The following is a 23,549-nucleotide window of genomic DNA, read 5'->3' on the forward strand; positions in this document are numbered from 1 at the left end:
GCACCACGCCGGGGCACGGCCGTACGCCGACGCGGCGCCGCCCCGGCACGACACCGAGGGCTGAGCCGGCCGGGAGCGGTCCGGGGCGCGCAGGGCGACACTCCCGCAAGCACTTGCTTGCAAAAGTTAGCAAAGAGAGGCACTGTGGAGGCATGGCTTCACTGCATGTCGGCAATCTCGGCGAGTTCCTGCGGGAGCAGCGGCGCAGCGCGCAGCTGTCCCTGCGGCAGCTCGCGGATGCCGCAGGGGTGTCGAATCCGTACCTCAGCCAGATCGAACGGGGACTGCGCAAGCCCAGCGCCGAGATCCTCCAGCAGCTCGCCAGAGCACTGCGGATCTCCGCGGAGACCCTCTACGTCCGCGCCGGGATCCTCGACGAGAAGGAGCAGGCGGGGCTGGAGGTGCGCAGCGCGATCCTGGCCGACACGTCGATCAGCGAGCAGCAGAAACAGGTGCTGCTCCAGATCTACGGGTCGTTCCGCAAGGAGAACGGACACACCGAGGACGCCTCCGCTCCGGAGGCCGAGGACGCCCCCTCCACCGACGCGAAGCCCCGGACCCCATGACCAGGAGGGACCCTCATGTCTGAGAAGACCGCAGACGAGACCACCAACAAGGCCGCGGACCTCCGCAAGGCCCTGACCGACCCCACCCCGCTGTACTTCGCGGCGGGTGTGATCGACAAGATCCGCGAGACGGCGCCCGAGCGTCTGGCCGCGGTGAAGGACAAGGCCGCCGACCCCAAGGCCGTCCAGGAGCGCCTCGCCCAGCAGGCCAGGCAGACCCAGTCGCGGCTGACCACGGCGCTGTCCGGTCTGGACACCGACCTGAAGAAGCTGCGCGAGCAGGCCCAGCACCTGGCCCTCCAGGGCGTCGGGCTCGCCGCCGAGTACGCCGTCAAGGCGCGCGAGGGGTACGGCGGGCTGGCCGAGCGCGGCCGCGGCGCGGTGGGCACCTGGCGCGGTGAGAACGGCGGGGAGGGCGCGGGGAAGAGCGGGGGTGGGGGGGGGGGGGCGGGCCGGGGCACGCGGGCCCGCGGCGCCGGCCCCGTCCGCGGGATCCCGGTGAAGGGGGCGCGCAAGGTCGGCGAGGCCGTCACCGTCGAGGCGGGCGGCAAGGAGGAGAAGCCGCGTCCCAAGATGGGCGACACCCGCCGGGCCACACCCGGCGGGGAGGCCGCCCCGGGGACCGGGGCGCGCAAGAGCGCCGCCGCCGCGAAGAGGGCCGCCGCCGGGGAGACCCCCAAGACGGTCGCGAAGAAGAGCGCCGCGAGGAAGACCGCGGCGAAGCAGTCCGCGGCGAAGCGGTCCTCCTCCCAGAGGACCTCCTCGCCGTCGGACACCCTGCCCACGGACAAGCCGCAGGCGTGAGCGCCGCCGGGGCCGGGCACGCACTTCGTGTCCGGTCCCCCGACCGGTAGCGTGGAGGGCCGACGACCGGCTCATGGACGGGATGGTGGCCAGCGTGCTGTTGGACGGTTTCTACGGGCTGATGTCCTGGGTGTTCCTGGGCCTGCTCATCTTCAGCATCTTCTGCTTCGTGGACGCGGTGCTGCGCCGTGAGGACGCCTACCGCGCCGCGGACAAGAAGACCAAGGGCTTCTGGCTGATCATCCTGGGGATCACCGTGGCCGTGAACCTTTTCCTCGGAATGCTCTTCCTGACCATCGCCGGGCTGATCGCCAACATCGTCTACATGGTCGACGTGCGGCCCGCGCTCATCCAGGTCGGCGGGAGCGGTGGAGGCGGCCGGGGCGGCTTCCGCCGCGGCAGCAGCAGCGACGGCCCCTACGGCCCGTACAACGGCGGCCGCTGAGCCGCCGGGCGGGCCCGTAGCGCGAACGGGCCACCGACCGGGCCGGGCCCGCACGGCCCGGCCCGCCGCTCGTCCGGGTCAGCCCCGGTCGAGCAGCATCACCGCCACGTCATCCGTCAGCTCGTCGCCGTTGAGGCCCCGCACCTCGGCCAGTACGGCGTCCAGCAGCTCCTCTCCGCGCAGCCCGGCGGCCATCCGGTTGCCGACGATCCCGAGCATGCCGTCCTGGCCCAGGCGCTGCTCGCCCTGGCCGATCCGGCCCTCGATCAGCCCGTCGGTGTACATCATCAGGCTCCACGAGCCGCCCAGCTCCACCTGGGTGCGGGGCCAGCGGGCCTTCGGCAGCACACCCAGCGCCGGGCCGCCCCCCGCCTCGTGGTACGGCAGCAGCCGCGGCCCGCGCCCACCGCCGGCCACCAGCGGCGCCGGGTGCCCGGCAAGGCAGAGCCCGGCCCGCCGGCCGTCCGGCGCGATGTCGACGGTGCACAGCGTGGCGAAGATCTCGTCGCTGGAGCGCTCGTGCTCCAGCACCCGCTGGAGCGTGCTCAGGAGCTGGTCGCCGCAGAGCCCGGCGAAGGTCAGCGCCCGCCAGGCGATCCGCAGCTCCACCCCCAGCGCCGCCTCGTCCGGGCCGTGCCCGCACACGTCGCCGATCATGGCGTGGACGGTCCCGTCCGCGGTGCGCACGGTGTCGTAGAAGTCGCCGCCGAGCAGGGCCCGGGAGCGTCCGGGCCGGTAGCGGGCGGCGAACCGCAGCTCCGATCCGTCCAGCAGCGGGGTCGGCAGCAGTCCGCGCTCCAGCCGGGCGTTCTCCTGGGCCCGCAGCCGGGACTCGGTGAGCTGGCGCTGGGCCAGGTCCGCCCGCTTGCGCTCGACCGCGTAGCGGACGGCCCGGCTCAGCACCCGGCCGTCCAGCTCGTCGCGGAAGAGGAAGTCCTGCGCCCCGACGCGCACGGCCTCGGCCGCGCGCTCGGCGTCGTCCTCGGCGGTGAGGGCCAGTACCGCGTGCCGGGGCGCCAGCCGCAGCACCCGGCGCAGTATGCCCAGCTCGTCCCCGCCCTCCCGGGCGCCCCCGGCGGCGGCGCCGTCGGACAGTGCCAGGTCGAGCAGGATGCAGTGGACGTCGTCGGTGAGCAGCCGCTCGGCCTCGGTGAGGTTGCGGGCGGTACGGACCCTCACCCGGCCGCCGGAGGCGTCGAGCAGCTCGGGGATGGCCAGGGAACCCGCCGGGTCGTCCTCGATGACGAGCAGGTTCAGCCCGCCGGAGGGGCCGAATGCCCCCGAGGGCCTGGAGAGCCCGGGAGAACCGGCCTCCGGGCCTGCGGACTGCCGCGGCAACGCCACGGTCACCACCTCGTCGCCCATCGATACGGGCATGCCAGAATTCCTCTTCCCTCCCCCCGAGGGGCGCACAGGCGTCAGGGTGGAGACGCCCCGGGCGACCATAGCGGCCCCGGGGCCCTGCACGGAATGCCTTGTGGCATATGCCAAACGGTCGACGGACAACCGGCCGAGGCAGTCTACGCGTCGGGCCGCACCACGCCGAGGATCGGCAGCGACCCCGCGCCGGCGGTGGTGATCTGCCGCCCGGTCCGCGGCGCGTGGACCATCACCCCGTCGCCCACGTACATGCCGACATGGCTCGCGTCACGTCTGTAGACGATCAGGTCGCCCGGACGCATGTCGGTGATCTCCACGCGCGGCAGCAGCCTCCACTGCTCCTGCGAGGTGCGCGGGATCCGCAGACCCGCCGCCTCCCAGGCACGCAGTGTCAGTCCTGAGCAGTCGAAGGTGCCCGGGCCCTCGGCGCCCCACTCGTAGTCCTTGCCGATCTGGGCCATGGCGTAACCGATGGCCTTCCTGCCGCGCGCCGAGGCCCGCCGGCCGATCTCCTCCAGCACGCCGGATTCCAGCCAGCGCGCCTGCCGGGCCCAGGCCGCCTCGTCCTCCAGCTCCCGCAGCCGCTTCAGCTCGTCGGCCTCCAGCCGCGACTCCAGCTTCTCGGCCTTCGCCAGCTCGGCCTCGATGTCCTTCTTCGCGTCGGCCTTCCGTCTGCGGTCCGCCTCCAGCTTCGCCCACCGGCCGGTGGCCTCGTCCGCGTACTCGTCGAGGTCCTCGTTGGCCGTCCGCAGCTTCGCGATCAACCCCTTGACCGCCTGATCACCCTTGTGGAGCAGGCCGAGGTCACGCAGGAAGTCCTCCGGGTCGTCACCGAGCACCAGCCGCGCGGAGGGCGGCAGCCCGCCGCCGCGGTACTGCGCGCGGGCCATCGCCCCGGCCCGGTCCCTCAGATCGTCCAGCTGCCCCCGGGTCCGCACGATCGCCCGGGCCAGCCGTACGATCTCGCGCCGCTGCCTCCCGGCCCGCTCGCCGGCCGCGTTGTACTCCTCGGTGGCCGATTCGGCGCTGTTGTGGAGCTTCTCGATCCTCTTGCGGAGCTTCTCCAGGCGCGCGGAGCGCTCGTCGCCCCCGCTGGCGTCCCCACCCGGCCCTCCGGCCGCCCCGGGCCTCCCCGCCTCCCCCGTGTCCGCGGGATCCGGGGCCGCGGGCGAGGACCGGACTCCCGCCTTCCCCTTCGCTCCCGGCCCGCCCGGCTCCGCACGTGCCGCCCCCGCCGGCGCCACCAGCAGCGCGAACTGCGCGCACACCAGTGCGCAGACGGCCGCCCCCACGGGTACGGCGCCCGCCGACGGCCTCCCACGGCGTGCCGTACCGGCGCCGCCCCCCTGCCCTTCCACCCCGTCTCCCCTTCCGCGCACGTCACACGGTCCCTACCCGCGCGTAACGCGTCACAGCCGGGGATGGTGCCACGTCGGCGACCCCGGCGACAGAGGGCGGGACCGGCCCCCGCCCGCGGCCCCCCGGCGACCGCGTCAACTGCACCGTACGCCGAGGTTCACCTCTCGTTCACTCTCGGCCGTCAGGCACTTCACCTGTTCTGCCTAATTTCGGCCTCACAGGGAGCGCGCCCGGTCGCCGGCGGACGCGGACCGCCCCGCATGCTGAACACGAGACCCGGACAAACCTCACCGCTTGCCGTCCCCACCGGCGGGCCTCAGGAAGGAACTGAACGAAGTGAAGCTTCAGCCCACCAACCGGCTCCGCACGCTCGCCATCGGCGCCGCCGTGGTTTCCAGCACGCTGGTCCTGAGCGCCTGCGGCTCGGACGACAACACCGGGGGCGGCGACGAGGGCGGCAGCACCAAGGCCGCCAGCAACATCAAGTGCGACGGCGAGGGCAACCTCCTCGCGTCCGGCTCCAGCGCCCAGAAGAACGCGATGGACATCTGGGTCAAGAACTACCAGGCGGCCTGCGAGGGCGCCGCGGTCAACTACAAGCCCACCGGCTCCGGCGCGGGCATCCAGGAGTTCCTCCAGGGCAAGACCGGCTTCGCCGGCTCCGACTCGGCCCTGAAGGAGGAGGAGGTCGAGCAGTCCAAGGAGGTCTGCGAGGGCGGCCAGGGCATCAACCTGCCGATGGTCGGCGGCCCGGTGGCCGTCGGCTACAACCTGGCCGGCGTGGACGACCTGGTCCTGGACGCCGAGACCATCGCCAAGATCTTCGACTCGAAGATCACCGAGTGGGACGACGAGGCGATCAAGAAGCTGAACCCGGACGCCGACCTGCCGTCCACCAAGATCCAGGCCTTCCACCGCTCGGACGAGTCCGGCACCACCGACAACTTCACCGAGTACCTGCACGCCGCCGCGCCCGACGCCTGGAAGTACGAGCCCGCCAAGGCCTGGGCCGGCAAGGGCGGCCAGTCGGCCGACGGCTCCTCCGGTGTGGCCACCAACGTCAAGAACAACGACGGCGCGATCGGCTACTTCGAGCTGTCCTACGCCACCGGCAACAGCATCCCGACCGTGAAGCTCGACACCGGCGCCGCCGAGCCCGTCGAGGCCACCGTCGACAACGCCTCCGCGGCCATCGCCGCCGGCAAGGTCGTCGGCGAGGGCAGCGACCTGGCGATGGAGCTGGACTACGCCACCAAGGCCGACGGCGCCTACCCGATCGTCCTGGTGACCTACGAGATCGTCTGCGACAAGGGCAACGACAAGGGGTCCCTGGACCTGACCAAGTCCTTCCTGACCTACGCGGCCGGCGAGGAGGGTCAGAGCGCACTGGCCGACGCCGGCTACGCCCCGATCCCCGACGAGATCATCACCAAGGTCCGCGAGACCATCTCCTCCATCTCCTGACGCAGCAGGCGGCCGGCCCCCCCCTCCAGCGGGGCCGGCCGCCCGGCCGCGTCCGCGCACGGAACCGCTCCGCGCACAACCGATCCATCCGGTGCACCGCCGCCAGGGGATGACTCCCCTAACCAGACCGGAGAAGAAATGGACATAGCACCCACCGCCTCCGCCGCCCCGCAGAAGTCACCACCCGAGGGCGCCACCCGCCCGGGCGACCGGATCTTCCTCGGCCTCTCCCGGGGCTCCGGCATCGCGCTGCTGGTGATCATGGCCGCCATCGCGGTCTTCCTCACCTGGCGCACCCTGGTCGCCCTCGCCGAGAACGAGGGCAACTTCCTCACCACCTTCGAGTGGAGCGCCAACGCGAACCCGCCGGTCTTCGGCATCGCGGTCCTGGCGTACGGCACGGTCGTCAGCTCGATCATCGCGATGGTCCTCGCCGTCCCCGTGGCCGTCGGCATCGCCCTGTTCATCTCGCACTACGCGCCGCGCCGGATCGCCACCCCGCTGGCGTACGTGGTGGACCTGCTCGCCGCCGTCCCCAGCATCATCTACGGCCTGTGGGGCGCCCTGTTCCTGGTGCCGCACCTGACCGGCCTGTACGAGTGGCTCGACCAGTTCTTCGGCTGGACGGGCGTCTTCGCCTACAACGGCGGCGCCCCGCGCTCGCTGTTCACCGTCGGCATCCTGCTGGCGATCATGATCCTGCCGATCGTCACCAACGTCAGCCGCGAGGTCTTCAAGCAGTCCCCGAAGATGCAGGAGGAGGCGGCGCTCGCGCTCGGCGCCACCCGGTGGGAGGTCGTCAGGATGGCCGTCATCCCCTTCGGCCGCTCCGGTGTGATCAGCGCCTCGATGCTCGGCCTGGGCCGCGCGCTGGGCGAGACGATGGCGGTGGCCACCGTCCTCTCCCCCAACTTCCTGATCAACGTCAGCCTCCTCAACCCCGGCGGCGGCACCTTCGCCCAGAACATCGCCGCGGGCTTCAAGGAGGCGGGCGACACCGGCCGTGACGCCCTGATCGCGTCCGGCCTCGTCCTGTTCGTCATCACCCTTCTGGTGAACGGCGCGGCCCGGCTGATCATCGCCCGCCGCAAGGAGTACTCGGGGGCGAACGCCTGATGAGCAACACAGTCGTGGAAAAGCCCCCGGTCGCCGTGCCGCCCTCCGGCGGCGCCCTCAAGCAGCCCCGCCTGCCGCGCTGGGCCCCCGCGGGCCTCGCCCTGCTCTCCGCGGGCGTCGGCGTCGGAGCGGGTCTGGTGTTCGGCCTGGCCAGCCGCATCCAGTGGGGCCTGATCGCCGCGATCGTCTACGTCGTGGCCACCTACGCCCTCACCACGGCCGTCGAGGGTCGCCGCCAGGCCAGGGACCGCCTGGCCACCAGCCTGATCTGGGTCAGCTTCCTGGTCGCCCTCCTCCCGCTGGCCTCCCTGATCTGGGAAACGATCGCCCGCGGCACCAAGGTGCTGGACATGTACTTCCTCACGCACTCCATGAGCGGCGTGATCACCCTCCAGCCCGGCGGCGGCATCTACCACGCGATCATCGGCACCGTCGAGCAGGTCGGCATCGCCACCCTGATCGCGGCGCCGATCGGCCTGCTGACCGCGATCTACCTGGTCGAGTACGGACGCGGCAAGCTCGCCACGGCCGTCACCTTCTTCGTCGACGTCATGACCGGCATCCCCTCGATCGTCGCCGGTCTGTTCGTGCTGTCCTTCTGGATCATCATCCTGGACTTCGGCTACTCCGGCTTCGCCGGCGCCATGGCGCTGGCCATCCTGATGATGCCGATCGTCGTGCGCTCCACCGAGGAGATGCTCAAGCTCGTCCCGAACGAGCTGCGCGAGGCGTCCCTGGCACTGGGCGTGCCCAAGTGGCGCACCATCCTCAAGGTCGTGCTGCCCACCGCGATCGGCGGCATCACCACGGGCGTCATGCTCGCCGTCGCCCGTATCGCCGGTGAGACCGCGCCGATCCTGCTGCTGGTGTTCGGCGCCCAGTCGATCAACAACAACCCCTTCGAGGGCGCCCAGTCCTCCCTGCCGTACTACGTCTACGAGCAGTGGGCCAACGGCAACGAGGCCTCCTACGACCGGGCCTGGGCGGCGGCCCTCGTGCTGATCGCCTTCGTGATGATCCTGAACATGGTGGCCCGCGGCATAGCCCGCTGGAAGGCCCCGAAGACCGGCCGCTGACCGGCCCCACGAGCAGAAGAGAAGTGATTCCCATGGCCAAGCGCATCGACGTCAGCGGCCTCACCGCGTACTACGGCTCCCACAAGGCGATCGAGGACATCTCGATGTCCGTCGAGCCCCGCTCCGTGACCGCCTTCATCGGCCCGTCCGGCTGCGGCAAGTCCACCTTCCTGCGCACCCTCAACCGCATGCACGAGGTCACCCCCGGCGGGCGTGTCGAGGGCAAGGTGATGCTCGACAACGAGGACCTGTACGCCGGCGGTGTCGACCCGGTCTCCGTCCGCCGCACCATCGGCATGGTCTTCCAGCGGCCGAACCCGTTCCCCACCATGTCGATCTACGACAACGTGGCGGCGGGCCTGCGGCTCAACGGCTCCTACAAGAAGTCGCAGCTCGACGACGTCGTCGAGAAGTCCCTCAAGGGCGCCAACCTCTGGAACGAGGTCAAGGACCGCCTGAACAAGCCCGGCTCCGGCCTCTCCGGCGGCCAGCAGCAGCGGCTGTGCATCGCCCGCGCCATCGCGGTCGAGCCGCAGGTGCTGCTGATGGACGAGCCGTGCTCGGCGCTCGACCCGATCTCCACCCTCGCCATCGAGGACCTGATCTCCGAGCTGAAGGAGCGCTTCACGATCGTCATCGTGACGCACAACATGCAGCAGGCCGCGCGCGTTTCGGACCGCACCGCGTTCTTCAACCTCGCGGCGGTCGGCCAGCCCGGCAAGCTGATCGAGATCGACGACACCGAGCGCATCTTCTCCAACCCCTCGGTCCAGGCCACCGAGGACTACATCTCGGGCCGCTTCGGCTGATCCGGCCGGCCCCGGCCCGCCCCGACCGTCTGCGGTGCTGCATGGCGGTGCCACCGCAAGACGAAACGCCCGCCCCCCGGCTCCCGGGGGGCGGGCGTCCCATGTCGCGGGTCCTCGGCGATCCCCACCGCCCGGACGCCTTCCCCCCGGTGGGCACCCCCCGGCCGGAGACCGGCGCCCCGCACCACGGAGACAAGGACTCAGCCCGCGAGCATCTCCACCGCCCAGTAGCTCACCGCGGCCACCAGCGCCGCGGCCGGCATCGTGATGAACCAGCCGAGCACGATGTTCTTCGCGACACCCCAGCGCACCGCGCTGACCCGCTTGGTGGCGCCCACGCCCATGATCGCGGAGGTGATCACATGGGTGGTGGAGATCGGGGCGTGGAACATGAACGAGGCGGTGTACATCACCGAAGCCGCCGTCGTCTCGGCGGCGAAGCCCTGCGGCGGGTCCAGTTCGATGATCCGGCGCCCCAGCGTCCGCATGATCCGCCAGCCTCCGGCGTACGTACCCAGCGACAGCATCAGGGCGCAGGCGACCTTGACCCAGACCGGGATCTCGCCGTGGTCCTGGACGTCCGCGATCACCAGGGCCATCACCACGATGCCCATCGTCTTCTGCGCGTCCTGCAGACCGTGGCCGAGCGCCATGCCCGCGGCCGAGACCGTCTGGGCCATGCGGAAGCCCCGCTTGGCCCGCTGCGGATTGGCCCTGCGGAACAGCCACATGATGGCCACCATCACCAGGTAGCCGAGCAGCAGGCCGACCAGCGGGGAGACGAACATCGGGATGACGATCTTCGAGAACACCCCGGACCAGTACACCGCGATGCCGCCCGCCAGCGCCGCGCCCACCATGCCGCCGAACAGCGCGTGGGAGGAGGAGGACGGCAGGCCGAAGTACCAGGTGATCATGTTCCAGGTGATCGCCCCGACCAGGGCCGCGAACAGGATCGCCATCCCGCTCTGGCCGTGCGGGGTCTCGATCAGTCCCTCGCTGACGGTCTTGGCGACGCCGCTGCCCAGGAACGCGCCCGCCAGGTTCATCACCGCCGCCATCAGCAGCGCGGCCCGGGGGGTGAGCGCGCGGGTGGAGACGGAGGTGGCGATGGCGTTCGCCGAGTCGTGGAAGCCGTTGGTGTAGGTGAAGAAGAGCGCGACGCCGACGGTCAGTACGAGCGCGAAGGTGTCCACGTGGTTCAGGACTCCTTGACCGCGATGGTCTCCACCGTGTTCGCCACGTGCTCGAAGGCGTCGGCCGCCTCCTCCAGAACATCCACGATCTGCTTGAGCTTGAGCACCTCGATCGCGTCGTACTTGCCGTTGAACAGGTGGGCCAGCAGCTTGCGGTGGATCTGGTCGGCCTGGTTCTCCAGCCGGTTGACCTCGATCCAGTACTCGGTGAGGTTGGCCATCGTCCGCAGGTTCGGCATCGCCTCGGCGGTCAGCTCGGCCGCCCGGGCCAGTACCTCGATCTGCTGCTCGACCCCCTTGGGCAGCTCCTCGACCTGGTAGAGGACGACGAGGTCGACGGCCTCCTCCATGAAGTCCATGATGTCGTCGAGCGACGACGCGAGCCGGTAGATGTCCTCGCGGTCGAACGGCGTGATGAACGACGAGTTCAGCTGGTGGAAGATCGCGTGGGTGGCGTCGTCACCGGCGTGCTCGGCAGCACGCATGCGCTCCGAGATCTCGGCCCGGGCCGAGATCTCCGCCCCGAGCAGTTCCATCAGGAGCTTCGAGCCCGTGACGATGTTGTCCGCGGAAGCCGCGAACATGTCGTAGAAGCTCGTCTCCCTGGGGGTCAGACGAAAGCGCACTGGGATTCCTCGAGGTGCATCGTTGTCGGTCTCGATGATGCTAGGCGCATCATCCGGCCACATCGAACCGGCGTCCTTCAGTGTCACCCATCGGACCACACGCTCCGTACCCGGGGATCCGCCCTCTCATCACCACAGAACGGAACATTCGATACCATATACCCAGTGGGGGTATTGATCCTCACGGTGACCACGGGAGGACCGTATGACGACCACCGACGCCCGTCCAGAGACCGCCCACGGTCCGCACGGCTACGCCAAGGAGAAGGAGGCCCACCTCAAACGGCTGCGGCGCGTCGAGGGCCAGATCCGCGGTCTGCAGCGCATGGTCGAGGAGGACGTCTACTGCATCGACATACTCACCCAGGTCTCGGCGTCCACCAAGGCACTGCAGTCCTTCGCCCTCCAGCTGCTGGAGGAACACCTGCGTCACTGCGTGGCCCACGCGGCGACCGAGGGCGGCGAAGAGGTGGACGCCAAGGTGGCGGAGGCCACGGCCGCCATCGCCCGGCTGCTGCGCACCTGACGTCCGCCAGCCCCTCCCACCCCGCGCCCGTCCTGGCCGGATCCGGTCTTGCCGGGTCCGGGAGGCCGGCGTCCGGGCCGAGCCCGGGGGCGCGCTCAGGGCCGCGGCCGGCCGCGGTCCTTCCGCTCGTGGTCGCGCCCGACCCGCAGCACCTCGTCGATGCGGGCGGGACTGAGCCGGTCCTCGGCCGCGGACGACGCCGCGATCATCAGCTCCCCGTAGAGCTCGATCTCGTCGAGGGCCACGTGGTCCTCGGCCAGCGGACCGCCGTTCTCGCCGGACACACGCACCACCTCCTCCCCCTCCCCTCCGACACACCCGAACTCCAGAGTAGGAAGAAGTGCGCCCCTGCACATGGCACGTCCGGACCATTTCGCGCCGCCGCTCCCGGCCACGCTCCGGCGCACTCCCTACGGCGCGGCGATCCTCCCGGTGTAGATGTCCCCCGGCGCCGGCAGCTCGACGTCCACCGGTACGCCGAACCCGTACAGCGATGTGGTGGAGACCACCTCGGCCCCTCCGTTCCGGTGCTCCCCGCCCTCCCGGCCCGGAGCGCCCGCCGCCCGCGGGAAGGCGAAGCGGTGCCGGACCTTCCGCAGCCGCCCGCGCTCGTCCACGTACGCGTCGAAGGCCACCACCCGGTTCGAGAGCCCCTCCGCCGCCGCGGCCAGCTGCCCGCGCGAGCGCGGTTCCGCGGCCTCTGCCGCCGCCGCGAGGTCCACGGTGCCCCGGTAGTGCCGCACCGTCTCCCCGTGCAGCCGCTCCTCCCCGTGGAACGACGCCGACCGCACCCCGCGCAGCAGCTCGGCGGCGCTGATCGGGTCGGTGGCGCCCCCCGTGACCAGGTTCCCGTCGGGGAGGGTCGCCGTGTCCACGCGCACCCACTTGCCGTCGGGCACACCCGCGCCCCGGTTCCTCATGTACAGCGCGCCCGGCGTGACCAGTTCCACGACCCGGCGGCGCTCGCTCTCACCGGTGGCCTCACCCGGCAGCACCACCCTCAGCCGCCCCCACCGCCTCCCGTAGTCGAAGACACCCGTGCCCCGGATGGTGACCCGGGTGCCGCCGTTGGTCATCTCCACCGTCGTACGCGTGCGGGAGGTGCCCGATCCGGCCAGCGCCCCGGCCGCCTTCCGGACGGCGGCCAGCGCCTCGGCGGCACTCACGTCGGCAGCGGCGGCGGCCCCCCGCCCGGAGCAGCCCGCGGCGGCCAGGACCGCCAGCACCGTTCCGGCGCAGACCGCGCCGACCGCCGCGCTCCTGTCCCTCCGCCCCCGCCGCACCACCATCGTCTGACGACCCCCAAGCACGCGTATCGGAACCCGTTCCGACTAACGACGCCCCGGGGCCCCCGTCACGGCCGGTACCGTGGCCGTGTGCATCGGAACGACAGCCAGGGGGTGCCGCCCCAGCGGCCGGCGCCGCCCCAGGAGCATCTGATCTCGACCGTGGAGAAGGGGCCGTTCTGCAGCGCGGCCTGCAGTTGCGGGTGGCGCGGGCCCGCCCGGCGGGCCCGCGGGCGCGCCCGCGCGGATGCCGAGGCACATCAGGAGACGTGAGGTCCTGCCGGGGGGACGGCCCTCGCCGGGGCGGACGCCCCCCGGGCGGCCTCAGGCGACCAGATCCCGGTCGTACGGCTGCCGCTGCCCATCCGGCTCCCCGGTCCGCGCCACCGGTTCCGGCCGCGGCTCCGGCGACGTGCTCACCAGCCGGCCTACCCGCGGCGAGGCGGCCATCGCGCGCATCAGCGGCGTCAGCAGCGCCAGCGCCAACGGCGCCAGCAGCAGGGTCACGGCCGTGCCCAGCGCCAGACCGCCGACCACGTCGGTGGGGTAGTGCACCCCCATGTAGATGCGGCAGACCCCGGCGAACACCGCCACCAGGATGCCGGCCAGCCCCAGCCGGCGGTTGACCATGAAGATCCCCACGGCCAGCGCCATCGCCAGCGTCGCGTGATCGCTGACGAACGAGAAGTCCTTCTTCCCGTCCACCAGCACTTCCAGCCCGTCATGGGTCAGGAAGGGTCTGGGCCGCTCCACGAACTCCCGGATCGGCACGTTCACCAGCACCGCCACCCCGGCCGCCAGCGGTGCCCAGACCAACCCGGCGACCGCCGGGACCGCGTCCGGGCGGCGCCGCGCCGTCCACCAGGCCCACAGGCCCAGCATCGCCAGCGCCACGATCGTGCCGTACTCGCCGACGTACTCCATGAGGTGGTCGGCCCAGTCGGGGGCTTCCCTGGCCAATCCGTTGATGTCGTAGAGCAGCTCGACGTCGGGGTTCTCCCATTCAGCCATCGCAATGCTGCCCTTCACTCTTCGCTGCCGACCCCCGTGGTAGCGGAATGCCCGTTCCGGACAAGGAAACGCCCTGCCCCGGCCGTACGTTCCGACCTCCACCGAACGATCACCCGGACGTTATCGGAGGGTGACCCGCACCCGGGGCCCGAGGCCGGGAGGACCCGGGGAACCCGGCCGCGCACCGTGTCACCGGAGCACCGGCCACCCGGAGGTCACGACGCCGTGGGCCTCGTCGCGCCGAAGTAGTCGGGGGAGTCGACCGGGTCGAAGCGTATCTCCGCGCCCGTGTACGGCGCGTTGATCATATAGCCACCGCCCACGTAGATCCCCACGTGGTGGATCGACCGTGAATCGGTCAAGTCGTGCGCGAAGAAGACCAGATCGCCCGGGAGCAACTCGTTCCGCCTCGGGTGCGGGCCGGTGTTCCACTGGTCGTTGGCGACGCGCGGCAGCTCGATGCCCACGCTCGCGTACGCCGCCTTCGTCAGGCCCGAGCAGTCGAACCGCCCGCCGTCCTCCGGCGTGCCGTCCCCGCCCCACAGGTACGGCGTCCCCAGCTTCCTCTGCGCGAAGCCGATCGCCCCGGCGGCCTGTTTCGTCGGCGACAGGCGCCGGGCGGGCGCCGCGAAGCTCTTCTCCAGCTTCCGGATGACCTTCACGTAGTTCTGGGTCTCGCGGTACGGCGGCACCCCGCCGTACTTCGTCACCGCGTACGGGCCCGCGTTGTAGGCGGCCAGCATGTTGTCCGTCGGATCGCCGGGCACGCCGCGGACGTTCCTCGCCAGCGTGCAGTCGTACTTCGCCGCCGACGGGATCGCGTCCGCCGGGTCCCACACGTCACGGTCGCCGTCACCGTCGCCGTCGATCCCGTGGACCGCCCAGGTGCCCGGGATGAACTGGGCGATCCCCTGCGCCGCGGCGGGGCTGCGCGCCTGCGGGTTCCAGCCGCTCTCCTGGAAGAGCTGGGCGGCCAGCAGCGCCGGGTTGAGCGCCGGGCAGTAGTTGCCCCACTTCTGTACGAGCGGCTGGTACGCCGCCGGCACCGCGTTCTCGGCCAGCGCGACCGCGCCGCCCCGCCCGCCGAACAGGTTCGACGCGGCGCTGTAGGTGCCCACCACGAGTAACGCCAGGAAGCACATGACGAGCCCGAGGCCGGTCCCGATCGCCACCCACGCCTTCCGCATCCCTCAACCCTCCCCCATCCGAAAGGAGTTCACTGCCGATTCGGCCGCAACCGTGTCAGAATCCAAGTGAAGCGCAACTTTCGACAACCCTCACCGGGGCGGTGAACACAGCATGTTTCTGGCAGCCGAAAAGGGCGACATCACCACCATCATCGGCGGAATCGCCCCCGACTGGGGCCCGTTCGGATCCCTGGGCAACGAGGCCCGGGTGATGATCGAGGTCGTCATGGCCATCGCCATCCTCCTCTGCCTCGGCATCGCCATCTGGGGCGCGGCCAAGCAGCGCATCGGCGCCACGGCGCTGCGCGACACCTTCAGCGCGGAGCAGGGCAAGGGCCTGATCGTGGCGGGCCTGACCGGGGTCTTCATCATCGGGTCCCTCGGCACTCTCTTCACGATCGTCTACGGCATGGCCGTGTAGCCGCGCACCGTCCCGCTCCCGGTGCCCGGTCCCCGGACGCTCCCGCGCACCCGGTGCACGAGGCCCGGACCCCGTCCCGTACGCCACCGGCCGGCGGTACCGCACCCGGCCGGTGGGCGTCTGACGCCCCGTGAGAACCGTCACGTCCGCCGCGGCGGGCGGAACGTCCCGCGGGCCCCCGGCCGACGGCGGCCCGGCGCCGCCCCGAGGGCCGCGGCCGCCCGACCACTCCCCCCACCAGGAAAAAGAGCACCGCAGCGATGCACCAGCCCGGAACCCGATCCCGCCCCGGCCGGCGCCCCTCCTCCCCCGGAACACGGCCGGGGGGCGCGAGGCGGCGCCGCCGGGCCGGACCGGGCGGTCCGCCGCTCACGGTGCGGAAGCGATCCCGCACACACCGGTCCCACAACCGCCCCGGCGGAGTTAACGTCAAGGACAGGGCACGACGACGACCGGGCGGCGCCCGGGCTACCGAGAGGGCACACGCACGATGAGCATCGGCGGCGATGGCGGGTACGAGGACGACGTCGTCGACGCGTACGGCGAGCCCAGACGACAGCCCGTCCGGGTGGGCCGCAGCATGGTGACGGTGGTGGGCGTCGTCGTCCTGCTGATCGCGGCCATCGCCTTCGCCAACAGGGGCGGCGGCGACACCCCTGCTCAAAGCGGCGGCGGGGAGACGCGCGAGGACGCCCGGCCCACCGCCCCCACCGGCGAACGCCCCGTCACCGGGCGCTCGGGCGGCGTGCCCTCGGGCTTCCCCCGCACCGAGCAGGGCGCGCAGAGCGCCGCGGCCAACTACGCGGTGGCGCTGGGTGGCACGGGCATGTTCGAGACCGAGCACCGGCACATGCTCGTCGACACCCTCTACATCCCCGAAGCCGCCGCACGCGTCAAGGAGCGGCAGGACAGGGCCTATTCGGAGGCATTCCTCGAACGCCTGGGACTCACGCCCCAGGGCGAGGCGCCCGAGGGCATGACCTTCGTCTCACGCACCGTCCCCGTCGGCACCAGGGTGACGGAGCACGAGGGCGACGACGCCACCGTCGAGGTCTGGTACACGGGCCTGGTCGGCATGGCCGGCGAGGAGTCGACCCTCCCCGTGACCACCACCTGGAAGACCTGGACCTTCCATCTGAGGTGGGCCGGGTCCGACTGGAGGATCGCCGGGGACTCCCAGGAGGACGGCCCCGCCCCCGTACCGGGCGACATCCGGGCCTCCACAGCCGAGGACATCAGCAGGGCCGTCGAGGAGTACGGAGGGTTCACCTATGCCCGTTGACCGAACCGGCCGCCGCGCCCCGCGCCGCGCCCTGCCGCTCGCCGGACTCCTGGCGGGCCTGCAGGCCGCCGGGTTCTGGTCTGCCGCCCGGGCGGCGGCCGACGAGCCGACGCCCTCGCCCTCCGGCGAGGAGCCGGACGCCTGCGAGGAACTCGACGGCCCCTCCAGGGACCTGTGCGACACCGGCGAGCCCGGCGGCGGCGACTTCGACCCCCTGTCCCCCCTCGACCCCCTCTCCTCCCTCGCCCAGGGCTGCGCCGAGGCCGCCGCCTGGATCGTCGACAAGCTCTCCGAGGCGGTCTCCGCCACCGCCACCGTCGACTTCACCAACCCCGCCTTCCTGCGCCAGTACGCCGTCGTCTTCGCCGCCTCGACGATCCTCACCCTGGTGCTGTGGCTGCTGGCCGTCGCCAAGCGCGCCGTGCGCGGCATCCCCCTCACCGAGGCCCTCACCGAGGCCATCGGCTTCCTGTGGCTGACGGTCCTCGCCTCCGCCTTCACCCCCCTGATCCTCTACACCCTGGTCACCGCGACCGACGCCGTCACCGACGTGATCGCCGCGGGCACCGGGTCCGACACCGACAAGTTCTTCGGTTCCTTCTCCGAGGCCCTGAAGAAGGGCGACGACATCGGCGGCGGCCCGATCATGCTGATCGTCGTCTCCCTGGTCTCCGTCCTCGCCGCCGGCGTCCTCTGGCTCGAACTCGTCATCCGCGCCGCCCTGCTGTACGTCGGCGCCCTGCTGGGCACGGTCGTCTACGCCGGGCTCGTCGACAAGAACCTGTGGGGCCACGTACGCCGCTGGGCGGGCATCATGATCGCGGTGATCCTCGTCAAGCCGGTCATCGTCATCGTCCTCGGCCTCGCCGGGGCACTCGCCTCCGACGAGGGCCCGAACGCCTTCTCCGCGATCGTCTCCGGCCTGGCGATCATCCTGCTCGCCATCTTCGCCAGCGCCATGATCTACCGCTTCGTACCCGGCTTCGGCGACGAGATCGTCCGCCAGCGCAACGCGAGCGCCGACCCCGCCTCCCGTACGGCCGCCGCCGTCGTCTCCTCCCCCGCCGCGATGCTCCGCCAGGGCATCACCACCCACAGCGCCCGCGGCGGCGCCGAGAGCGGCAGCGGCGGCGGGCAGTCCGGCGCCGCCGCCCGGCCCGCCAACCCCGTCTCCGGCGGTGTGGCCGCCCACGCCTCGCGCGGCGACCGGACCTCCCGGCCCGCCGCGCCGCCCCCGCCCCGCACGGGCAGCGGCGGCGGCACCACCAGCAACCGCACCGGAGGTGATCGCGGATGACGACCCCGTCCCACACCGTCGCTCCGCGCCGCACGTACATGATCGGGCGCGCCCGTCCCAACGCCATCGTCGGCAGGAACCGGGAGACGGGCGAGATCGCGCTGATCGTCGCGGGCGCCTTCCTCGGCATGATGAGCGGGCTCCTCGTCCCCGTCCTGTCGCTGCGCATCGCCCTGCTGGCCGGCTTCCCGCTGATCGCCCTGGCCGCGGTGTACGTCCCCTACAACGGCCGGACGTACTACAAGTGGTTCGAGATCAACCGCAGTTACCGGCGCCTGCTGCGCCGCGGCACCACCTACCGCTCCACCGCCGCCGAGGCCGGCACCCGGCTGGACGGCACCGAGGTGGACATCCCCGCGCCCCCCGGCGTCGGCCGGGTCAACTGGCTGTCCGCGCCCTTCGGGCCCGACGAGATCGCCGTACTGCTCCACGCCGACCGCCGCACCGTCACCGCCGCCATCGAGATCGAGGGGCCGGGCGTGGGGCTGCGTGACAGCGAGGACCAGGAGGCCCTCGTCGACCGCTTCGGCACCCTCCTCAAGCACGTGGCCAACGGCGACGGCTTCGTCACCCGGATCCAGATGCTCGCCCGCACCCTCCCCGCCGATCCCGACGCCCATGCCAAGGACGTCGCACAGCGCGGCGACGAGCGGGCCGCGCCCTGGCTGCGCGACTCCTACGAGCAGCTGCTGTCGATGGTCTCCACCTCCAGCGAGCAGCACCGCGCCTACCTGGTGGCCTGCATGCACTACACCCGCGACCTGGCCGCCGAGGCCGCCGCGATCGCCAAGGCCACCCGCGCCTCCACCGGCCGCCGCCTCACCCGCGACGAGGGCCTGGCCGTCGTCATGGCCCGCGAACTCACCGACATCTGCGCCCGTCTGGCCGAGGCCGACATCCGGGTGCGGCAGCCGCTGGGCCAGTCCCGCATGGCGTCCCTGATCCACTCCATGTACGACCCGGACCACCCCATCGACCACATCCAGGCCATGAGCCGCCGCAACGCCTGGCCCGCCGAACTGGACGCCTCCGAGCCCACCCACCTGCGGGCCAAGACCCGCGAGTCCACCACCCGCGCCCCCTGGTGCCACGCCACCGCCTGGGTCAAGGAGTGGCCGATGACCCCCGTGGGCGTCAACTTCCTCGCCCCGCTGCTGGTCCACACCCCCGACGTGATCCGCACCGTCGCCGTCTGCATGGACCTGGAGCCGACCGAGCTCGCCATCGAGCGCATGCTGACGGAGAAGACCAACGACGCGGCCGAGGCCAGCCGCGCCGCCAAGATGAACCGCACCGTCGACCCGCGCGACGTGGCCGCCCACAGCCGTGTGGACCAGCGCGGCGAGGACCTCGCCTCCGGTGCCGCCGGCGTCAATCTCGTCGGCTACATCACCGTCTCCTCCCGCAACCCCGACGCCCTGGCGCGCGACAAACGCACGATCCGGGCATCGGCCGGAAAGAGCTACTTGAAGCTGGAGTGGTGCGACCGGGAGCATCACCGCGCGTTCGTGAACACCCTGCCGTTCGCGACCGGCATCCGCCGCTGAGGAGGCGCAACCACCATGGCCGCGTTCGATCCGCTGACCGCCGTCACCGACGCCTTCACCAGCTTCGTCTTCGGCAAGACCGAGACCACCCGCTCTCCCGTGCGCACCTCCACGGGCCAGGCCCAGGCCGTCTACCTGCCCACCGCCGCACCCGGACTGGGCGACTCCGGAGTGATCATCGGCCGCGAGGTCTACAGCGGCAAAGGATACATCTACGACCCCTTCCAGCTCTACGGCCAGCAGCTCCCGGCCCCCCACTGGCTGGTGCTGGGCGAGTCCGGCAACGGCAAGTCCGCGCTGGAGAAGACGTACATCCTGCGCCAGCTGCGCTTCCGCGACCGCCAGGTCGTCGTCCTGGACGCCCAGGGCGAGGACGGCGTCGGCGAGTGGAACCTGATCGCCGAGGAGATGGGCGTCACCCCCATCCGCCTGGACCCGATGGCCGCCCTCGACCAGGGCATCCGCCTCAACCCGCTGGACCCGTCCATCACCACCACCGGCCAGCTGGCCCTGCTGCGCACCATCATCGAGGTCGCCATGGGCCACGGCCTCGACGAGCGCGCCGGCTTCGCGCTGAAGGTCGCGCACTCCTACGTCAACGACACCGTCACCGGACGCCAGCCCGCCCTCACCGACATAGTCGAGCAACTGCGCCACCCGGAGCCGGAGTCGGCCGAGGCGATGAACGTCGCCCTGGAGGACGTGCGCGCCTGGGGCCTGGACGTGGCCCTCGTCCTGGACCGCCTGGTCGACGGCGACCTGCGCGGCATGTTCGACGGCCCGACGACGGTGGGCATCGACCTCGACGCGCCCCTGATCGTCTTCGACCTCTCCCACATCGACCGCAACTCCATCGCCATGCCGATCCTGATGGCCATCGTCGGCGTCTGGCTGGAGCACACCTGGATCCGCCCCGACCGCAAGAAGCGCATCTTCCTGGTCGAGGAAGCGTGGCACATCATCAACAGCCCGTTCGTCGCCCAGCTCTTCCAGCGCCTGCTGAAGTTCGGCCGGCGCCTGGGCCTGTCGTTCGTCGCGGTCGTCCACCACCTGTCGGACGTCGTCGACGGAGCGGCGGCCAGGGAGGCGGCCGCCATCCTCAAGATGGCGTCCACCCGCACCATCTACGCCCAGAAGGCCGACGAGGCGCGGGCCACCGGAAAGGTGCTGGGCCTGCCGCGCTGGGCCGTGGAGATCATCCCCACCCTCACCCCCGGCATCGCCGTCTGGGACGTCAACGGCAACGTCCAGGTCGTCAAACACCTGGTCACCGAGGCCGAGCGCCCCCTGGTCTTCACCGACCGCGCGATGACGGAGTCCTCCGCGCCGGACACACCGGACACCGGGCCCTCCCCGCGCTCCCCCCTGGAGGACACCCTGGCCGACGACCTCGACGCCGAGACCGAATCCCGGGCCGCCGCGATGGAACGGCTCGCACGCGCCGACGAGACGGTGGCCTGAGGATGGCGCGGGGCCACGACAGAGCACCCGGAGCACCCGGGACGCGGAGCGGCGGCGGAACGGGCTCCCCGCCGGAGAGGGGCATCCCGGACGGCCTGCTGCTCGGCCTCATGGGGTTCCTGCTGGGCGTCACCGCCTTGTGCTGGACGGCAGCCGGACTGGCCGGCCTCCTCGCCCACGGAGCGTGGCCGCGGGGAGTCGCCTTCACCCGCACCCCGGCGGCCGTGCGCTCCCTCGTCTCCGAACCGGGCGACCTGGCCTCCGCCTGGCCCGGCGCGCAGGCCGGGACCCTGCCGGGACCGGGCCTGTTCTGGGGGATCCTCATCGGTCAGGCGATGGTCCTGATGGTCCTGGGGGTCTTCGCGGCCGGGGCCGTGGCCCGTCGGCGCGCCCTGCGCGCGGCCCGGCGGGCGGCTCCGCACGAGGACGCCCCACCCGTCTCCCCGCACGGGACGACCGCGGCGCCCCTTCCCGCTGCCGCGGACCCCGCTCCTGCGGGCCCCGCCCCCAAGTCCCCGCACGGGCCCGTACGGCAGACCCCCGCCGCCGTACGGGCCCGCCCCGTCCCCGAGGCGTTCTCCGGCCCGCCCGTGGGCGTGGAGTACGGCGGTCCCCACACCGTCCGGGCCGCCGACGCCCTGCGCGCCGCCCCCGGGGCGGCCCTCGTCGTGACCGCCGACCCCGCCCTGTGGGCCGGGACCGCGGGAGCCCGCGCCAAACTCGGCCCCGTCCACGTCTACGACCCGGGGCAGCTCACCGACGCCCCCGTACGGCTGCGCTGGTCGCCCCACCACGGCTGCGACGACCGCCGTACCGCCGCCGCACGGGCCGCGGCCCTGCTCGTCCCCGTGCGCGGCCCCGCACGGGTGGACGCGGCCGTCCACGATGCCGCCGAAACGATCCTGGGCTGCTGGCTCCACGCCGCCGCCGTGGCCGGCGAGCCGTTCCGCCGGGTCCACCGCTGGGCCGGCGTCTCGGCGGGCCCCTCCGCGGAGGCCGTCCGGATACTGCGCACACACCCCAAGGCGGCCTCCGGCGCGGCAGGCGAGCTGGAGGCGACCCTGATCGCCCACCCCGAACGCCGGGACGCCGCCATCGGCATCGTCCGAAGCGCCCTCTCCTGCCTCTCCCAGCTCCACGTCCGCAACGCGTGTACGGCCCCGCGCACGGATTCGGCCGCCCTGGAATCCTTTGCGGCCGAATGGGGAACGCTCTATGTCGTGGGCGAAAACGTCGAGGACCCGCGCCGTGCCCCCGGCACGATGCCGCTCCTCACGGCTCTCACCGCGAGCGTGGTCGAGCACGGCCGCCGCATGGCCGCAGGGTCATCCGCCGGCCGGCTCGACCCACCACTCTCCCTGATCCTCCACAACGCCGCGGCGGTCGCCCCGATCCCCCAACTGCCCGACCTCCTGGCGAACGGCGAGCCGACGGGCATGCCGACCCTGGCACTGCTGCGCTCGGAGGCCCGGGCACACGTCTGGTGGCCCCGGCTCGGCGAAGCCGAGCCGCCGGCGCGCCCCGTACCCTGACAGCCCGGCAGGGCGAGGACACCATGGAGATGAGTCAACTCCAGGAGACCGTGGAGCTGGTCGACACCGTGCTCGGCCCCACGGCCATCGGCGTCTACCTCCACGGCTCCTCCGTACTCGGAGGCCTCCGGCCGGCCAGTGACATCGATCTCCTCGTCCTGTCCCGGCGAACCATGAACGAACGGGAGCGGCACGCGCTTCTCGGGGGACTGCTCGGGGTCTCCGCCTCAACGGATTCAGCGGACGAGTCCCGCCGCCCGGTCGAGCTCACCGCCGTCGTCCAGTCCGAGATCCGCCCATGGCGATTCCCGCCGACCGGCGACTTCCTGTACGGCGAGTGGCTGCGCGACACGTTCGAGACCGGCGGCATTCCCCGGCCGGAGCCGATGCCGGATCTGGCCCTGCTGCTCACGACGGTGCTGGCAGGAGACCGCCCCCTCACCGGCCCGCGGCCCGCGCGGGTCATCGACCCCGTACCGCACGGAGACCTGGTACGGGCGAGTGTCGCAGGAGTTCCCGAGTTGCTCGACGGGCTGGAGGACGACACCCGCAACGTCGTGCTGGCCCTCGCCCGTATCTGGATCACGCTCATCACCGGCGAGATCGTGTCGAAGGACACCGCCGCCGACTGGGCCCTCGCCCGGCTTCCGCCGGAGCACCGGCCCGTCCTGGAACATGCCAGGGATCTCTACCTCAAGCGTCGCTACTCCGAAGAGACCTGGGACGACGAACTGCGGGCCCGGGTACACCCGCATACGGAGAAAGTGCTCACCGAAATCCGTCGGCTCCGGCAGGAGAAAACGTGAACACAAAAAGGCCTCGGTCTCCGAGTCATAAACTCGGAGACCGAGGCCTCACAAATTGTTCGGCGGCGTCCTACTCTCCCACACGGTCCCCCATGCAGTACCATCGGCGCTGAAAGGCTTAGCTTCCGGGTTCGGAATGGAACCGGGCGTTTCCCTCTCGCTGTGACCACCGAAACACCACTCGAGCGTTCCAGACGAACAAGCACACTATTCAACTGGAACCCCGAGACACCTACCGAAACCGGTCGTGGTCTCAGAACCCACACAGTGAACGCGAACATCTACAGCACAAGCCCTCGGCCTATTAGTACCGGTCAACTCCACCCCTCACGAGGCTTCCATCTCCGGCCTA

23 protein-coding genes and 1 rRNA gene are annotated in these 23,549 nt (G+C 71.8%); 15 read left to right on the forward strand and 9 right to left on the reverse strand.

Annotated elements, in window-relative coordinates; genetic code table 11:
- Nucleotides 1-152: 152 nt before the first annotated feature.
- The 3 genes from AC2CJA_RS08965 to AC2CJA_RS08975 all read left to right on the forward strand — a co-directional run bounded on the left by AC2CJA_RS08965 (nucleotide 153) and on the right by AC2CJA_RS08975 (nucleotide 1,815).
- Complete coding sequence (locus AC2CJA_RS08965; protein WP_484602127.1) at nucleotides 153-566, forward strand: helix-turn-helix domain-containing protein; 414 nt, start codon at nucleotides 153-155, stop codon at nucleotides 564-566.
- A 15-nt stretch (nucleotides 567-581) separates the two neighbouring features.
- Nucleotides 582-1,370 (forward strand): hypothetical protein, encoded by a 789-nt coding sequence (locus AC2CJA_RS08970; protein WP_484602128.1) that lies wholly within the window; start codon nucleotides 582-584, stop codon nucleotides 1,368-1,370.
- A 94-nt stretch (nucleotides 1,371-1,464) separates the two neighbouring features.
- Nucleotides 1,465-1,815: a DUF2516 family protein gene (locus AC2CJA_RS08975; RefSeq protein WP_484602146.1), complete on the forward strand. Its 351-nt coding sequence runs from the start codon at nucleotides 1,465-1,467 to the stop codon at nucleotides 1,813-1,815.
- 78 nt (nucleotides 1,816-1,893) lie between these two features.
- Here AC2CJA_RS08975 and AC2CJA_RS08980 read toward each other — a convergent pair whose 3' ends face one another.
- Both AC2CJA_RS08980 and AC2CJA_RS08985 read right to left on the reverse strand, forming a co-directional pair.
- Nucleotides 1,894-3,192 (reverse strand): PP2C family protein-serine/threonine phosphatase, encoded by a 1,299-nt coding sequence (locus AC2CJA_RS08980; RefSeq protein WP_484602129.1) that lies wholly within the window; start codon nucleotides 3,190-3,192, stop codon nucleotides 1,894-1,896.
- A 143-nt stretch (nucleotides 3,193-3,335) separates the two neighbouring features.
- Nucleotides 3,336-4,553 carry a C40 family peptidase gene (locus AC2CJA_RS08985; protein WP_484602130.1) on the reverse strand — a complete coding sequence of 406 codons (1,218 nt, stop codon included), beginning with the start codon at nucleotides 4,551-4,553 and terminating at the stop codon, nucleotides 3,336-3,338.
- A 337-nt stretch (nucleotides 4,554-4,890) separates the two neighbouring features.
- Between AC2CJA_RS08985 and pstS the strand changes: the two genes are divergently transcribed.
- The 4 genes from pstS to pstB all read left to right on the forward strand — a co-directional run bounded on the left by pstS (nucleotide 4,891) and on the right by pstB (nucleotide 9,019).
- Nucleotides 4,891-6,018 carry a phosphate ABC transporter substrate-binding protein PstS gene (gene pstS / locus AC2CJA_RS08990; RefSeq protein ID WP_484602131.1) on the forward strand — a complete coding sequence of 376 codons (1,128 nt, stop codon included), beginning with the start codon at nucleotides 4,891-4,893 and terminating at the stop codon, nucleotides 6,016-6,018.
- Between the two features lie 138 nt (nucleotides 6,019-6,156).
- Entirely contained in the window at nucleotides 6,157-7,134 is a 978-nt protein-coding gene (gene pstC, locus AC2CJA_RS08995; RefSeq protein ID WP_484602132.1) for a phosphate ABC transporter permease subunit PstC, read from the forward strand.
- On the forward strand, nucleotides 7,134-8,210 hold the full coding sequence (gene pstA / locus AC2CJA_RS09000; protein WP_484602133.1) for a phosphate ABC transporter permease PstA: 1,077 nt from the start codon (nucleotides 7,134-7,136) through the stop codon (nucleotides 8,208-8,210). Before pstC ends, pstA begins: the two co-directional genes overlap by 1 nt.
- Nucleotides 8,211-8,242: 32 nt before the next feature.
- Nucleotides 8,243-9,019: a phosphate ABC transporter ATP-binding protein PstB gene (pstB, locus tag AC2CJA_RS09005; RefSeq protein ID WP_241717364.1), complete on the forward strand. Its 777-nt coding sequence runs from the start codon at nucleotides 8,243-8,245 to the stop codon at nucleotides 9,017-9,019.
- A gap of 200 nt (nucleotides 9,020-9,219) precedes the next feature.
- On the opposite strand, the gene AC2CJA_RS09010 is transcribed toward pstB, so the two are convergent.
- Together AC2CJA_RS09010 and AC2CJA_RS09015 are read right to left on the reverse strand one after the other, a co-directional pair.
- The gene (locus tag AC2CJA_RS09010) at nucleotides 9,220-10,215 is read right to left on the reverse strand and encodes an anion permease (RefSeq protein WP_484602134.1); all 996 of its coding nucleotides are present in this window, start codon (nucleotides 10,213-10,215) and stop codon (nucleotides 9,220-9,222) included.
- 5 nt (nucleotides 10,216-10,220) lie between these two features.
- Nucleotides 10,221-10,841: a DUF47 domain-containing protein gene (locus AC2CJA_RS09015; protein ID WP_241717366.1), complete on the reverse strand. Its 621-nt coding sequence runs from the start codon at nucleotides 10,839-10,841 to the stop codon at nucleotides 10,221-10,223.
- 205 nt (nucleotides 10,842-11,046) lie between these two features.
- Between AC2CJA_RS09015 and AC2CJA_RS09020 the strand changes: the two genes are divergently transcribed.
- Nucleotides 11,047-11,367 carry a metal-sensitive transcriptional regulator gene (locus tag AC2CJA_RS09020; RefSeq protein WP_484602135.1) on the forward strand — a complete coding sequence of 107 codons (321 nt, stop codon included), beginning with the start codon at nucleotides 11,047-11,049 and terminating at the stop codon, nucleotides 11,365-11,367.
- 95 nt (nucleotides 11,368-11,462) lie between these two features.
- Here the strand turns inward: AC2CJA_RS09020 and AC2CJA_RS09025 are convergent, their stop codons facing one another.
- The 4 genes from AC2CJA_RS09025 to AC2CJA_RS09040 form a co-directional block, all read right to left on the reverse strand.
- Nucleotides 11,463-11,651 (reverse strand): hypothetical protein, encoded by a 189-nt coding sequence (locus tag AC2CJA_RS09025; protein WP_484602136.1) that lies wholly within the window; start codon nucleotides 11,649-11,651, stop codon nucleotides 11,463-11,465.
- Between the two features lie 126 nt (nucleotides 11,652-11,777).
- Nucleotides 11,778-12,656, reverse strand: a complete 879-nt coding sequence (locus tag AC2CJA_RS09030; RefSeq protein ID WP_484602147.1) for an SCO4651 family lipoprotein — start codon at nucleotides 12,654-12,656, stop codon at nucleotides 11,778-11,780.
- A gap of 321 nt (nucleotides 12,657-12,977) precedes the next feature.
- The gene (locus AC2CJA_RS09035; RefSeq protein WP_484602137.1) at nucleotides 12,978-13,664 is read right to left on the reverse strand and encodes a phosphatase PAP2 family protein; all 687 of its coding nucleotides are present in this window, start codon (nucleotides 13,662-13,664) and stop codon (nucleotides 12,978-12,980) included.
- Nucleotides 13,665-13,879: 215 nt separating this feature from the next.
- On the reverse strand, nucleotides 13,880-14,851 hold the full coding sequence (locus tag AC2CJA_RS09040) for a C40 family peptidase (RefSeq protein ID WP_484602138.1): 972 nt from the start codon (nucleotides 14,849-14,851) through the stop codon (nucleotides 13,880-13,882).
- Between the two features lie 112 nt (nucleotides 14,852-14,963).
- On the opposite strand from AC2CJA_RS09040, the gene AC2CJA_RS09045 reads away from it, so the two are divergent.
- From AC2CJA_RS09045 to AC2CJA_RS09075, 7 genes are all read left to right on the forward strand, one after another.
- The gene (locus tag AC2CJA_RS09045) at nucleotides 14,964-15,272 is read left to right on the forward strand and encodes a hypothetical protein (protein ID WP_484602139.1); all 309 of its coding nucleotides are present in this window, start codon (nucleotides 14,964-14,966) and stop codon (nucleotides 15,270-15,272) included.
- A 490-nt stretch (nucleotides 15,273-15,762) separates the two neighbouring features.
- Nucleotides 15,763-16,554, forward strand: coding sequence for a DUF8175 domain-containg protein (locus AC2CJA_RS09050; RefSeq protein WP_484602140.1), 792 nt, complete (start codon nucleotides 15,763-15,765; stop codon nucleotides 16,552-16,554).
- Nucleotides 16,544-17,851 carry a hypothetical protein gene (locus AC2CJA_RS09055; protein ID WP_484602141.1) on the forward strand — a complete coding sequence of 436 codons (1,308 nt, stop codon included), beginning with the start codon at nucleotides 16,544-16,546 and terminating at the stop codon, nucleotides 17,849-17,851. Before AC2CJA_RS09050 ends, AC2CJA_RS09055 begins: the two co-directional genes overlap by 11 nt.
- The gene (locus tag AC2CJA_RS09060; protein ID WP_484602142.1) at nucleotides 17,848-19,398 is read left to right on the forward strand and encodes an SCO6880 family protein; all 1,551 of its coding nucleotides are present in this window, start codon (nucleotides 17,848-17,850) and stop codon (nucleotides 19,396-19,398) included. The genes AC2CJA_RS09055 and AC2CJA_RS09060 overlap by 4 nt, the downstream gene beginning before the upstream one ends.
- Nucleotides 19,399-19,413: 15 nt before the next feature.
- Entirely contained in the window at nucleotides 19,414-20,859 is a 1,446-nt protein-coding gene (locus AC2CJA_RS09065; protein WP_484602143.1) for an ATP-binding protein, read from the forward strand.
- Between the two features lie 2 nt (nucleotides 20,860-20,861).
- Nucleotides 20,862-22,391 (forward strand): type VI secretion protein, encoded by a 1,530-nt coding sequence (locus AC2CJA_RS09070; RefSeq protein ID WP_484602144.1) that lies wholly within the window; start codon nucleotides 20,862-20,864, stop codon nucleotides 22,389-22,391.
- 29 nt (nucleotides 22,392-22,420) lie between these two features.
- Nucleotides 22,421-23,197: an aminoglycoside adenylyltransferase family protein gene (locus AC2CJA_RS09075; RefSeq protein WP_484602145.1), complete on the forward strand. Its 777-nt coding sequence runs from the start codon at nucleotides 22,421-22,423 to the stop codon at nucleotides 23,195-23,197.
- Between the two features lie 57 nt (nucleotides 23,198-23,254).
- On the opposite strand, the gene rrf is transcribed toward AC2CJA_RS09075, so the two are convergent.
- Nucleotides 23,255-23,371: ribosomal RNA gene (gene rrf, locus AC2CJA_RS09080) — 5S ribosomal RNA — on the reverse strand.
- Nucleotides 23,372-23,549 lie beyond the last annotated feature (178 nt).

The sequence above is a fragment of the Streptomyces sp. ATLC9 genome, from assembly GCF_057196705.1.